Origin of the sequence: Streptomyces bambusae, from assembly GCF_019400985.1 — a bacterium.
Taxonomy (GTDB): Bacteria; Actinomycetota; Actinomycetes; order Streptomycetales; family Streptomycetaceae; genus Streptomyces; species Streptomyces bambusae_A.
Genome location: NZ_WTFF01000201.1, coordinates 1 through 13526, shown reverse-complemented (window position 1 = coordinate 13526; position 13526 = coordinate 1). Strand labels below are relative to the sequence as shown.

Below are 13526 nucleotides of genomic sequence, written 5' to 3'. Positions count from 1 at the left end.
ACCTGGCGCTCGCCGCCGCCGGCAAGGCCCGCCACCCGCTGCCGGACGACCTCCCGGCCGCCCACCGCCGGCGCGGTCTGCCGATGTTCCTGCCCGGCGCCGGGCTGTGCCTGGCCGCGGCGGCCCTCCTGGTCTGGGGCCTGGCCGCGGACCTGGGCGCGGACCGGGAGATCCCGTACGACGCGGTGGGACAGCAGTTCCTCGCGATGCTGCTGCTCGTCCCCGGCATTCCGCTGGCCGGCCGCGGGGTGAGCGCCCACCTCGCCGCCCGCCGGCTGCGCGGCGCCCCGCAGCCCGCCCTCGTCGTGGGCGTACGCAGGCGCCTCACCCGAGCCTGGATCTACCCCGACGCCCGTACGACGTCTGCGCCCCCGCTGATCGCGTTCTACGAGCGGATCCGCAACGAGGCCGACGGGCCGACGCTGGTGGGCGGCACGGAGGACCGGCTGCGCCAGCTGCATTACGACATCAACCCGGACGACGAGCCCTGCGAGGCGATCCTCTACGGCGCCCCGTACGAGGGCGCGGAAGTCGTCCTCGCCTGTGCGGTCCACCTGTACATCGACCGGATCACCACCGAGGTGACGGCCACCCCGCTGCTGCCGCGCCGCCGCCACTCCCTGCGCGACTGGCGGCCGCTGGGCACCTCGTACGTGGTGAGCCAGCGTGAGGCGGCGGCCGCCCGCCGGGCCCGGGCCCAGGCCCGGGCCTCCTCCACGTCCTCCTCCTCGTCCTCGTCCTCGTGCGGTTCCGGGGCGGACTCCGGCTCGGGCGGGTGCGGCAGCTCGGACAGCAGCTGCGGCAGCAGTTGCGGGAGCAGCTGTGGCGGTGGCGGTGGCGGCGACTGATCGCCGGCGGTGGCCGATCGGGTGCGCTGATCCATCGGGAGGCCGTGACGGACCGGGTGCAGTCGGGCAGACTCGACGCATGGCACCCAGGACCCGCACCCGCAGCTACGACTCCGCCCGGATCCGGGCGGCGGTCACCGCCCAGTTCGGCCATGTCGCCGACGCCGTACGGACGCTGACCCCCGAACAGCTGGCCCGTCCCACGCACATGGGCTCCTGGACCGTCGCCGAACTGGCCGCGCACATCGCCTGGATCGCGGACTCGCTGGCCCGCGGCCTGGACCGGCCGCCGGCGCCGAAGGCGGAGCTGAGCGCCGTCGAGTGGCCGTTCGCCACCGCGCCCCTCGCCGGGCAGATCGCGGACGCGGCCGGGGAGGTCCTCTCGGGCGCCCCGCTGCCCGAGCTGTACGAGCGGGCCGCCGGCCGGATGGCCGAGGCGCTCGCCACCCACCGGGACGACCGGGTGCTGGACCTGTGGATCGGGGCCATGTCCCTCGGGGACTTCATGGTCACCCGCACCGTCGAGCTGGTGGTCCACACCGACGACCTGAACCGGGCGGCCGGGCTGGAGATCCCCGTCGAGCGGCAGGCCCTCGCCGCCTGTACCCGGCTGCTGGCCGACGCCCTCGCGGTCCGGGCGCCGGGCGGCTCGGTGGAGGTGCGGATCCCGCCGTTCGCGGTCGTCCAGTGCGTCGAGGGGCCCCGGCACACCCGGGGCACCCCGCCCAACGTGGTCGAGACCGACCCGCTGACCTGGATCCGGCTGGCCACCGGCCGTACGGACTGGGCCACCGCGGTCCAGGACGCGGCCGTGCGGGCCGGCGGGGAGCGGGCGGACCTGTCGGGGCTGCTGCCGCTGCTGAGCTGAGCCGAACGGGGCCTGGGCGGGGTACCGGGCGGCTCGCGGCGGAACCGCCCCGGCCGGGCGTACGTCGGACCGGTATGCGCAGTCCACGGCAGCTCCTACGGCCGCTCCCACGGCAGCTCCCACGGCACGTCCTGGCCGCCTCGGTGGCCGCCCTGGTCCTCCTCGGCTGCGGTCCGGCGGCGCAACCCGGGCCGGCCGGCGTCGGACCGGGCAGCGTCGGGTCGGCCAGCGTGCGGCCGGGCGGCGCCGGACCGGTCACCCCCGCCACGCCGCTCGCCGAGCCCCCGCTCACCGGCCCCCGGTGGGTGGTGGACGCGCTGGTCACGGAGGGCCGGCCGGCCCCCCTGCCGGCCGGGGCGGAGCGCCGGGCGGAGCTGACCATCGCCGCCGACGGCGCCACCAGCGGCAACCTGGGCTGCAACCGATTCACCGCGCGGGCCGCGATCGACGGCCGGACGATCGCATTCGGGCCGGTCGCCGCCACCCGGATGGCCTGCACCGGCCCGGCCGGCGAGGTCGAGCGGGCATTCGCGGACCTGCTCCGCAGCGGCCCGCTGCACTACGAGATCAAGGACGGCACCCTCACCCTCACCGCCACGACCGGCGCGGGACTGCGCGCCACGCCGGGCGAAAGCACCTTCTGGCAGCGAGGCTGATCCCCTCCCGCGGCGAAAACGGGGGTCGGATCCCATTTCCGGATACCGAGACGCGCGTAGACAGTCACCCTTCGTGCTGTGAGATTTCCCGGGCGTCCCCAATTCGGACCAGTGGTCGATGTCGCCTAGACTCGGTGTCGTGCCTCGTGGTGATGGACGACTCAACCACGACCTGCTCCCCGGCGAGAAGGGCCCCCAGGACGCTTGCGGCGTCTTCGGTGTCTGGGCTCCGGGTGAAGAGGTCGCCAAGCTCACCTACTTCGGACTGTATGCGCTGCAGCACCGTGGACAGGAGTCCGCGGGTATCGCTGTGAGCAACGGTTCCCAGATCCTCGTCTTCAAGGACATGGGCCTCGTGTCCCAGGTCTTCGACGAAACCTCCCTCGGCTCCCTCCAGGGCCATATCGCGGTCGGTCATGCCCGCTACTCCACCACCGGTGCCTCGGTGTGGGAGAACGCGCAGCCCACCTTCCGCGCGACCGCCCACGGCTCGATCGCCCTGGGACACAACGGCAACCTGGTGAACACGGCCCAGCTCGCGGAGATGGTCGCCGACCTCCCGCGGCAGGACGGCCGCGCCACCCAGGTGGCCGCCACCAACGACACCGATCTCGTCACCGCCCTGCTGGCGGGCCAGACCGACGACGAGGGCAAGCCACTGACCGTCGAGGAGTCGGCCGCCAAGGTCCTCCCGCAGGTCAAGGGCGCCTTCTCGCTCGTGTTCATGGACGAGAACACCCTCTACACCGCCCGTGACCCGCAGGGCATCCGCCCGCTGGTCCTCGGCCGCCTGGAGCGCGGCTGGGTGGTCGCGAGCGAGACCGCCGCCCTCGACATCGTGGGCGCCAGCTTCGTCCGCGAGGTCGAGCCGGGCGAGCTCATCGCGATCGACGAGGACGGCCTGCGCAGCTCTCGCTTCGCGGAAGCAAAGCCCAAGGGCTGTGTGTTCGAGTACGTCTACCTGGCGCGCCCGGACACCGACATCGCCGGCCGGAACGTCTACCTCAGCCGTGTCGAGATGGGCCGGCGCCTCGCCAAGGAGGCCCCGGCCGACGCCGACCTGGTGATAGCGACGCCGGAGTCGGGCACCCCCGCCGCCGTCGGCTACGCCGAGGCGAGCGGCATCCCGTACGGCTCCGGCCTGGTGAAGAACGCCTACGTCGGCCGGACCTTCATCCAGCCGTCGCAGACGATCCGCCAGCTCGGCATCCGCCTGAAGCTCAACCCCCTCAAGGAAGTCATCCGGGGCAAGCGCCTGGTGGTCGTCGACGACTCGATCGTCCGCGGCAACACCCAGCGCGCGCTGGTCCGCATGCTCCGCGAGGCCGGCGCCGCCGAGGTCCACATCCGGATCTCCTCCCCGCCGGTGAAGTGGCCGTGCTTCTTCGGCATCGACTTCGCCACCCGCGCGGAGCTGATCGCCAACGGCATGTCGGTCGAGGAGATCGGCAAGTCCCTGGGCGCGGACTCCCTCGCGTACATCTCCCTCGACTCCATGATCGAGGCGACCACGATCCAGAAGCCGAACCTCTGCCGTGCCTGCTTCGACGGCGAGTACCCGATGGAGCTGCCGGACCCGCAGCTCCTCGGCAAGCAGCTCCTGGAGACCGAGCTGGCGGGCGGCTCGGACGCCGCCGACGCGCTCCGTCGTCCGTGACGTCCGTACACCGCAACACCCTGCAGTAACGACACGAAAGCTCTCTCCTGTCATGACAGAGAAGACCACCGGTGCCAGCTACGCGGCCGCGGGCGTGGACATCGAAGCGGGAGACCGCGCCGTCGAGCTGATGAAGGAGTGGGTGAAGAAGACGCAGCGCCCCGAGGTCCTCGGCGGCCTCGGCGGCTTCGCCGGCCTCTTCGACGCGTCGGCGCTCAAGCGCTACGAGCGCCCGCTGCTGGCCTCGGCCACCGACGGCGTCGGCACCAAGGTGGACATCGCCCGCCAGCTGGGCGTGTACGACACGATCGGCCACGACCTGGTCGCGATGGTCATGGACGACATCGTCGTCTGCGGTGCCGAGCCGCTCTTCATGACCGACTACATCTGCGTCGGCAAGGTCCACCCGGAGCGGGTCGCCGCGATCGTCAAGGGCATCGCTGAGGGCTGCGTGCTGGCCGGATGCGCCCTTGTCGGCGGCGAGACGGCCGAGCACCCGGGCCTGCTGGGCCCGGACGACTTCGACGTGGCGGGCGCAGGCACGGGCGTCGTGGAGTACGACCGGCTGCTCGGCGCGGATCGCATCCGTACGGGTGACGCCGTCATCGCGATGGCGTCCTCCGGCCTTCACTCGAACGGGTACTCGCTGGTCCGGCACGTGCTCTTCGACCGGGCCGGGCTGTCCCTGGACCGCGAGGTCCCGGAGTTCGGCCGGACCCTCGGCGAGGAGCTGCTGGAGCCCACCAAGATCTACTCGCTGGACTGCCTGGCCCTCACCCGCACCACCGAGGTCCACGCCTTCTCGCACATCACCGGCGGCGGTCTCGCGGCCAACCTGGCCCGGGTGATCCCGGACCACCTGCACGCCTCGGTCGACCGCTCGACCTGGACGCCGGGTGCGGTGTTCGACCTCGTCGGCAAGGCCGGCCGGGTGGAGCAGCTGGAGCTGGAGAAGACCCTGAACATGGGCGTCGGCATGATCGCCGTCGTACCGCAGGAGTCGGTGGACGTGGCACTGACGACGCTGGCCGACCGGGGCGTGGACGCCTGGGTCGCGGGCGCGATCGTCGAGCGCGGCGAGCACTCCGAGGGTGCCACCCTCGTCGGGAGCTACGCGGTCTGACCTGCACCAGAACCCGGTCCGGGGCGCAGGCCCCGGACCGGGTTCGTGTGTTCAGCCGTATGGTTCGGGGCTACGTGAGCCACGAAGTGACGAGCGCGAGCGTCAGAACGTCAAGCGCCGCGACGCTGTTGCTGCGACGACGGACCGGACTCTTCGTCCTCGTCCTCGTCGTCGTTGTACATATCCGCGTAGCGGGCGTACGGGTCGTCTTCCTCGTCCTCGTCGTCCTCGAACGGCTCGCCATTCGGCGGCTGCGAGAGCGACGGCGAAGTCGATGCGCCCAGCTCGCTGGCCAGACGCGTCAGATCCGTCCCGCCGCTGCTGTACTTCAGCTGGCGGGCGACCTTCGTCTGCTTGGCCTTTGCCCGGCCGCGCCCCATGGCTCGACCCCCTCGGTGACGGGGCTCGACGGCCCCAGAGTCTTGACACGCGTTCATGGTTCGGAGCGGGCTCTCCTTGGAGAGACCGTCCGTAGGGCTTTAACGGTACCTGCTTCCGCGGCCATACGGTACGCCGCCCGCATGACGTGCCCCGGCACAGTGACCATGAGACGCCCCGTACTCGCTGGTCAGCTGCGATTTTAACGCGTTATCGACGGGCGACCCGCCGAAGTGCAGTGAGTCTTGTCTCTCTGCCGCTCCGGCGGGTCCCCCCTGCGGCGTCAGCCCTGGCGCGCGGCGCGCGCGTCGGCCATCCGTTGCTCGGCGATCCGGTCGGCGGCGGCGGCCGGCGGAATACCGTCCGCCTTCGCACGTGCGAAGATCTCCAGCGTGGTGTCGAAGATCTTCGTGGCCTTCACCTTGCACCGGTCGAAGTCGAAGCCGTGCAGCTCGTCGGCGACCTGGATGACGCCGCCCGCGTTGACCACGTAGTCGGGCGCGTACAGGATCCCGCGGTCCGCGAGGTCCTTCTCGACGCCCGGGTGGGCCAGCTGGTTGTTGGCCGCGCCGCAGACGATCTTCGCGGTGAGCACCGGGACGGTCTCGTCGTTCAGGGCGCCGCCCAGCGCGCACGGGGCGTAGATGTCCAGGCCCTCGGTGCGGATCAGGGTGTCGGTGTCGGCGACGGCCGTCACCTTGCCCGGGTGCTTGTCCAGGATGCGCTGCACGGACTCCTGGCGGACGTCCGTGATCACGACCTCGGCGCCGTCCTCCAGCAGGTGCTCGACCAGGTAGTGGCCGACCTTGCCGACACCCACCACGCCGACCTTGCGGCCGCGCAGGGTCGGGTCGCCCCACAGGGTCTGCGCGCTGGCCCGCATGCCCTGGAAGACGCCGTAGGCGGTGAGCACCGAGGAGTCGCCGGCGCCGCCGTTCTCGGGGGAGCGGCCGGTCGCCCAGCGGGTCTCGCGGGCCACGACGTCCATGTCCGCGACGTAGGTGCCGACGTCGCAGGCGGTCACGTAGCGGCCGCCGAGGGACTCCACGAACCGGCCGTAGGCCAGCAGCAGGTCCTCGGTCTTCAGCAGGTCGGGGTCACCGATGATCACGGCCTTGCCGCCGCCGTGGTCGAGGCCGGCGAGGGCGTTCTTGTACGACATGCCGCGCGAGAGGTTCAGCGCGTCCAGCACGGCCTCCTCGTCCGAGGCGTACGCGTGGAAGCGCGTGCCACCGAGAGCGGGGCCCAGGGCGGTGGAGTGGATGGCGATGACGGCCTTCAGGCCAGTGGCTCGGTCCTGGCACAGCACGACTTGCTCGTGGCCCCCCTGCTCCGTACGGAACAGGGTGTGCAGGACGCCGTCGGTCATTTCGGTCACGGTGGTGACTCCCATGCAAGAGATGCGGCGGAGGGCGCCCCCCTGCGGGTGGGGGAGGGCGTGTGGGAGCAGCGTAAGACCTCGGGGGCCCTGCGGAGTACCGGGTCGGCGCACGGGGGAGGACGCAGGCGTGAGCGAATCCTCCGAGCAGCCCCGGCTGCCCTCCGCGCGCTCGGCGCCGGCCGTTCCCTACGCCTCCTATCTGCGGGTGTACGAGCCGCTCGGCGCCTTCGCCGAGCCGGAGCGCGCGCACTGGGCGGACTACGCCCGGCAGGGGCAGGCGCCGACCGCCCAGGACGAGCTGCGCAGGAGCCTGGCGGACCTGGTCGCGGTCCCGCCGGTGGGGGTGCCCGCGCACGAGAGCCCCGACGCCTTCACGGCCGAGGTGGACGGGGTGCTGCTGGTCTGCCCGTGGCGCACCCGGTTGCGCGGGTGGCTGGCGCTGGAGGAGCTCGTCGCAGACTTTCCGCAGCCGGTGCTGGACGCGGCGCTGCCGCCGGTGGTGCGCCGGCAGGCGGCCGCGGACTACGAGCGGTGGCGGGAGCGCAATCCGGACGCGCGGCCGTGGATCCGCACCGGCGTGTGGCAGGTGCCCCTGCGCTGGTTCGTCCTGGTGGCCGACGAGGAACGGGACTACGTGGCCGGCGAGTGGCTGCGCTACCGCACGCCGATGGTCCAGGCCCGCCGGCGGCTGGCCCGGGCGCTGCGCACCCTGCGGGCGGCGCCCGGATACGGCGGACTGGCCGAGGGGCTGGTGGAAGTGGGCAGCTGGCTGGAAGAGTTCCACCCCAGGTCCATGGTGGAGCTCGACTACGGAGGCCTGGTCCACGCCCTGCCTGCGGAGCGGCTCGCGGCGGACCGGTCGGCCGGGGACCTGGCGGCGGGGATCGCGGCGTTGCGGGACGGCGACGCCGAGACGGCGTCGGAGGCGTACGGCAGGCTCGCCCAGCGGTGGCGCGCGGTGCGGATGCGTCTCTTCGCGAACTGAAGACGGCCGTCGCGAGCCGAGGACGGCTCGTCGCGAGCCGAAGACGGGTCTTCGCGAACTGACCGGAGGCTGGTGGAATCGGCCGAACGGGCATAAGTTGCTGATCAAAGGGCTGATGCGAGCATTTGGGTCTTAGTGCCGGGACCTACGTCCCGATACGGGCCATTGACTCAAGCGTGACGGAACGCACTTACCGCACCCTTGCGCCCTTCCCCTACCCTCGTGCCAAAATAGGACAAGGAGTCCGGGGAGGGTTCCTTCCGCCCAAGTAAGGGCGGAATGCTCGGCATTGCACTCTATGGGGGGTCTCGTGACTCCTGATCGCTCTGTGACTGATCGTCACAGTGGGGTGACTGTCCGTTATGGACGGGTCCATCGGCTTCCGTCGCTGATGAACACCTCGGAGGGCAATTCCGTCGGTTTGGCCGACGAGGCTGGACAGATGGTGTAGTTGTAGTGCCGAGGACAAGCCGTTCGTCCTATAACCGACTCGGCCCGCGTATGTCCATTTCGGGCAACGCGGGCCAAGGTGCAGAATTTAGAGGAAAGAACCGAGATGGTTCGGTTCTCCCGAGGAGGCCGCTCATGACCGCTCGCACCCCTGATGCCGAGCCGCTGCTGACCCCGGCTGAGGTCGCCACGATGTTCCGCGTGGACCCGAAGACGGTGACCCGCTGGGCCAAGGCTGGCAAGCTCACGTCCATCCGCACCCTGGGTGGGCACCGCCGTTACCGCGAGGCCGAGGTTCGTGCCCTGCTGGCGGGAATTCCGCAGCAGCGCAGCGAGGCCTGAGGTTCGTAGCACCCCTGCATTACCCGGGCTGAATCGGATCCCCCAATCCGATGAAACCCATATGGCTTCATGCGACCGGACCTGCCCCAACAGGTGCCTCGGTCGTCGACCGCGCTGGACTCCGCCGGGTTCAGCGCGGTCTTTTTTGTGCCCGTCGCCGGGCCCGCTGCCGTGCCCCCACTGTGCCCGTCAATGCGCCCGTCACCGCGCCCGTCGCAGGGGGGTGCAATTGCACATATTAAATTGAGCCTACGTAGGGATGCCGTAAAAGTACGTAGTTCAAAAACTCGTGCGGTGACTCCCGTCACAGCTGACACCTCTTGTACATCCGGCATTGCACCCGTAATGGGGATCGGACGGGAGAAGACGTTCACTCGTGCGTGCGATGGGGACGAGTGCGACATGCCGAAGGGCCCGCATCCCTGGGGGATACGGGCCCTTCGTGAAAAGCGATCCTGACGGGACTTGAACCCGCGACCTCCACCTTGACAGGGTGGCGAGCTAACCAACTGCTCCACAGGACCTTGGTTGCGAGTCAGACTGTACAGCAGGTCCAGGGGTGCGGTCGAACCGGAATCCGGCCGCACCCCAGCGGTCACGGAGCGAGCGCGTCGACCGCCTTCACGATCCGCTTGTCGGAGATCGGGTACGCCGTCCCGAGCGCGTGCGCGAAGTAGCTGACCCGCAGCTCCTCGATCATCCAGCGGATGTCGGTGACCGCCTCCGGGACCGGCCGGCCCTTGGGCAGCTGCTCCAGCAGCCAGGCGTACTCGTCCTGCATCTCGTGGACCTTCTCCATGCGCGTGGTGTCGCGCTGGACGCCCGTGGGCATCTGCTGGAGCCGCCGGTCGGCCGCCACCAGGTAGCGCATCAGGTCCGGCAGCCGCTCGACCCCGGTCAGCGTCACGAAGCCGTTCGGCACGAGGGCCGCCAGCTGCGTCCGGACGTCCTGGACGTTGTTCAGCAGGGCCAGGCTGTTCGTGGCCTTCAGGCGGCGCTCACAGGCCTGCCAGGCGGCCAGGATCTGCTGCACCTGGCCGACCGTGCGGACGGTGGTGTCCACCAGGTCGGCGCGTACGGCGTCGAAGAGCGCGCGGAAGCCCGCCTCGTCCCAGGCCGGGCCGCCGTGGTCGGCGATCAGCTTGTCGGCGGCGGCCGTCGCGCAGTCGTCGAACAGCGCCTGCACCGAGCCGTGCGGGTTGCGCGAGAGCGCCAGCTTCTGCTGGTTGGTCAGCTTGTCCGAGGCGAACTTCGCCGGGTTCACCGGGATGTTCAGCATGATCAGCCTGCGGGTGCCCAGCCACATGGCCCGGGCCTGCTCCGCCTCGGTGTCGAAGAGCCGTACGGAGACGCTCCCGCCCTCGTCCACCAGCGCCGGGTACGCCTTGACCGGCTGGCCGGCCCGCCGGGTCTCGAACACCTTCACCAGGGCGCCGATGGTCCAGTCGGTCAGCCCCGTGCGCTCCAGCGACTCCCCGCCCGCCCGCTCGGCGGTGGCCGCGGCCGCCTTGGACAGCGCCTGGCGGGCCTTGGGCCTGAGCTTCAGCCGGAGGGCTTCGAGGTCCTTGTCCTCGGCGAGCTTCTTGCGCCGCTCGTCGACGATCCGGAACGTGATCTTGAGGTGGTCCGGGATCCGTGAGGTGTCGAAGTCCTCCGCGGCGACCGGCACGCCCACCATCCGGTGCAGCTCGCGCGCCAGGGCCGTGGTCAGCGGCTCCTGGAGGGGAACAGCTGTATCCAGGAAGCGCGTCGCGAAGTTCGGGGCGGGCACGTAGTGCCGGCGGATCGGCTTCGGCAGCGAGCGGATCAGCTCGGTGACGACCTCCTCGCGCAGACCCGGGATCTGCCAGTCGAAGCCCTCGTCCGTGACCTGGTTCAGCACCTGGAGCGGGATGTGCACGGTCACACCGTCGGCATCCGCGCCCGGCTCGAACTGGTAGGTCACCTTGAACTTCAGCGGGCCCTGCCGCCAGCTGTCCGGATAGTCCGCCTTGGTGACGCCCTTCGCCTTCTCGGTGAGCAGCATCTCCCGCTCGAAGTCGAGGAGTTCGGGCTCCTCGCGCTTCTTGTGCTTCCACCAGGAGTCGAAGTGCGCCCCGGACACGACGTGCTCGGGGATCCGCCGGTCGTAGAAGTCGAAGAGGGTCTCGTCGTCCACGACGATGTCCCGGCGCCGGGCCCGGTGCTCCAGCTCCTCGACCTCGGTGAGCAGCTTGCGGTTGTCGGCGTAGAACTTGTGGTGCGTGCGCCAGTCGCCCTCGACGAGCGCGTTGCGGATGAACAGCTCGCGCGAGACCTCGGGGTCGATGCGGCCGTAGTTGATCTTCCGCTGGGCCACGATCGGCACGCCGTACAGCGTGACCCTCTCGTACGCCATGACGGCCGCCTGGTCCTTCTCCCAGTGCGGCTCGCTGTACGTGCGCTTGAGCAGGTGCTGGGCCAGCGGCTCCACCCACTCGGGCTCCACCTTGGCGTTGACCCGGGCCCACAGCCGCGAGGTCTCCACCAGCTCCGCCGACATCACGAACTTCGGCTGCTTCTTGAACAGCGAGGAGCCGGGGAAGATCGCGAACTTGGCGCTGCGCGCACCCAGGTACTCGTTCTTGTCGGTGTCCTTCAGGCCGATGTGCGACAGCAGGCCGGCCAGGAGCGAGACGTGGATGTGCTGCTCGGGGGCGTCGGCCTCGTCGATGTGGATGCCCATCGTCTTGGCGACCGTACGCAGCTGCGAGTAGATGTCCTGCCACTCGCGGATCCGCAGGAAGTTCAGGTACTCCTGCTTGCACATCCGGCGGAAGGCGGACGAACCGCGCTCCTTCTGCTGCTCGCGCACGTACCGCCACAGGTTCAGGTACGCCAGGAAGTCGGACGTCTCGTCCTTGAAGCGGGCGTGCTGCTGGTCGGCCTGGGTCTGCTTGTCCGAGGGCCGCTCGCGCGGGTCCTGGATGGACAGCGCGGCCGCGATGACCATGACCTCGCGGACGCAGTTGTTCTTGTCGGCCTCGACGACCATACGGGCCAGCCGCGGGTCCACGGGCAGCTGGGAGAGCTGGCGGCCGAGCGGGGTGAGCCGCTTGCGGGCGTCCTTCTGGGCCGGGTCCAGCGCGCCGAGCTCCTGCAGGAGCTGCACGCCGTCGCGGATGTTGCGGTGGTCCGGCGGGTCGATGAAGGGGAACTTCTCGATCTCGCCGAGGCCGGCCGCGGTCATCTGGAGGATGACGGAGGCCAGGTTGGTCCGCAGGATCTCGGCGTCGGTGAACTCCGGGCGGGCGTCGAAGTCGGCCTCGGAGTACAGCCGGATGCAGATGCCGTCACTGGTACGGCCGCAGCGGCCCTTGCGCTGGTTGGCGCTGGCCTGCGAGATCCGCTCGATGGGCAGCCGCTGCACCTTGGTGCGGTGGCTGTAGCGGGAGATGCGGGCGGTGCCCGGGTCGATCACGTACTTGATGCCGGGGACCGTCAGGGAGGTCTCGGCCACGTTGGTCGCCAGGACGATCCGGCGGCCCGTGTGCTGCTGGAACACGCGGTGCTGCTCGGCGTGCGAGAGGCGGGCGTAGAGGGGGAGGACTTCCGTGAAGCGCAGCTTCAGCTTGTTGAGGGCGTCGGCGGTGTCGCGGATCTCCCGCTCGCCGGAGAGGAAGACCAGGATGTCGCCCGGCCCCTCCTTCTGCAGCTCGTCGACGGCGTCGCAGATGGCGGTGATCTGGTCGCGGTCGCTCTCCGCTGCGTCTTCATCGGCCGCCTCCAGCAGAGGGCGGTACCGCACCTCCACCGGGTACGTACGGCCGCTGACCTCGACGATCGGGGCGTCGCCGAAGTGGCGGGAGAAGCGCTCGGGGTCGATCGTCGCCGAGGTGATCACGACCTTGAGGTCGGGGCGCTTCGGCAGCAGCTGGGCGAGGTAGCCGAGCAGGAAGTCGATGTTGAGGCTCCGCTCGTGGGCCTCGTCGATGATGATCGTGTCGTACGCGCGCAGCTCGCGGTCCGTCTGGATCTCGGCGAGCAGGATGCCGTCCGTCATCAGCTTCACGAAGGTCGCGTCCTGGTCCACCTGGTCGGTGAAGCGGACCTTCCAGCCGACCGTGCGGCCGATCTCGCTCTTCAGCTCCTCCGCGATCCGCTCGGCGACCGTGCGGGCGGCGAGCCGGCGGGGCTGCGTATGGCCGATCATGCCCCGCAGTCCCCGGCCCAGCTCCATGCAGATCTTGGGGATCTGCGTGGTCTTGCCGGAGCCCGTCTCGCCCGCGACGATCACGACCTGGTGGTCGCGTATCGCCTCGGCGATCTCGTCCTTCTTCTGACTGACGGGGAGGTTCTCGGGGTACGTGACCTCCGGCCGGCGCGCGGCCCGGGCGGCCACCCGCTCGGCGGCCTTCGCGGCCTCGGCGGCGATCTCGTCGAGGACCGCCTGCTTGGCCTCGGGCTTGCGGATGCGGCGGGCGCCATCGAGACGTCGGCCGAGGCGGTGAGCGTCGCGGAGCGAGATCTCACCGAGCTGGGTCTGCAGGGCGGCGAAGGAAGTAGACATACCTGGTCGAGGATCTCACCTGGCGCGTCCGGGTGGCGAACCCATTTCGGAGTGCGGGCCGTACCATTTCGGGACGAGTCCCCCGTCCATAGTCCGTGAGAGGCCCCACGTATGCGAAGCAGCCGCCGGCTCGGACGCGCGTGGCTGCTGCTCGGGCCCTTGGTCCTGGGACTCCTGGCGCTCCTGGCCCTGCCGGGCGGGCCTCCCCTGCCGGGCGGGCCTCCCCTTCCTGGCGGCGGGCCCGGTGCTCCGGCGCGTACGGCCCCGGCGCGTACGGCCCCGGCTCCCGCGGCTGCGGCCGCCGCGGCGA

Annotated in this window: 9 protein-coding genes, 1 tRNA gene and 1 pseudogene; 7 read left to right on the top strand and 4 right to left on the bottom strand. The window is 70.7% G+C overall.

Annotation, left to right across the window (positions count from 1 at the left end; translation table 11 throughout):
* From GPJ59_RS24300 to purM, 5 genes and pseudogenes are all read left to right on the top strand, one after another.
* Window positions 1-848 (top strand): annotated as a pseudogene (locus tag GPJ59_RS24300) (hypothetical protein); the annotation flags it as partial.
* Window positions 849-927: 79 nt separating this feature from the next.
* Entirely contained in the window at window positions 928-1716 is a 789-nt protein-coding gene (locus GPJ59_RS24295) for a maleylpyruvate isomerase family mycothiol-dependent enzyme (RefSeq protein WP_219669779.1), read from the top strand.
* 74 nt (window positions 1717-1790) lie between these two features.
* A complete protein-coding gene (locus GPJ59_RS24290) occupies window positions 1791-2372 on the top strand; it encodes an META domain-containing protein (protein ID WP_219669777.1) in 582 nt (193 codons plus the stop codon).
* Window positions 2373-2511: 139 nt separating this feature from the next.
* Window positions 2512-4029 (top strand): amidophosphoribosyltransferase, encoded by a 1518-nt coding sequence (purF, locus tag GPJ59_RS24285; RefSeq protein ID WP_219669776.1) that lies wholly within the window; start codon window positions 2512-2514, stop codon window positions 4027-4029.
* A 52-nt stretch (window positions 4030-4081) separates the two neighbouring features.
* Window positions 4082-5152, top strand: coding sequence for a phosphoribosylformylglycinamidine cyclo-ligase (purM, locus tag GPJ59_RS24280; protein WP_219669775.1), 1071 nt, complete (start codon window positions 4082-4084; stop codon window positions 5150-5152).
* Between the two features lie 110 nt (window positions 5153-5262).
* Here purM and GPJ59_RS24275 read toward each other — a convergent pair whose 3' ends face one another.
* Both GPJ59_RS24275 and GPJ59_RS24270 read right to left on the bottom strand, forming a co-directional pair.
* A complete protein-coding gene (locus GPJ59_RS24275; protein ID WP_219669773.1) occupies window positions 5263-5532 on the bottom strand; it encodes a DUF3073 domain-containing protein in 270 nt (89 codons plus the stop codon).
* Between the two features lie 281 nt (window positions 5533-5813).
* The gene (locus GPJ59_RS24270) at window positions 5814-6923 is read right to left on the bottom strand and encodes a Leu/Phe/Val dehydrogenase (protein ID WP_219669771.1); all 1110 of its coding nucleotides are present in this window, start codon (window positions 6921-6923) and stop codon (window positions 5814-5816) included.
* Window positions 6924-7038: 115 nt separating this feature from the next.
* Between GPJ59_RS24270 and GPJ59_RS24265 the strand changes: the two genes are divergently transcribed.
* On the top strand, window positions 7039-7896 hold the full coding sequence (locus GPJ59_RS24265; protein ID WP_219669770.1) for a hypothetical protein: 858 nt from the start codon (window positions 7039-7041) through the stop codon (window positions 7894-7896).
* A gap of 585 nt (window positions 7897-8481) precedes the next feature.
* Window positions 8482-8688, top strand: a complete 207-nt coding sequence (bldC, locus tag GPJ59_RS24260) for a developmental transcriptional regulator BldC (protein ID WP_003949541.1) — start codon at window positions 8482-8484, stop codon at window positions 8686-8688.
* Window positions 8689-9138: 450 nt separating this feature from the next.
* On the opposite strand, the gene GPJ59_RS24255 is transcribed toward bldC, so the two are convergent.
* Both GPJ59_RS24255 and hrpA read right to left on the bottom strand, forming a co-directional pair.
* Window positions 9139-9212 (bottom strand) — tRNA-Asp (locus GPJ59_RS24255).
* Between the two features lie 71 nt (window positions 9213-9283).
* A complete protein-coding gene (gene hrpA / locus GPJ59_RS24250; RefSeq protein WP_219669769.1) occupies window positions 9284-13216 on the bottom strand; it encodes an ATP-dependent RNA helicase HrpA in 3933 nt (1310 codons plus the stop codon).
* Between the last annotated feature and the right edge of the window lie 310 nt (window positions 13217-13526).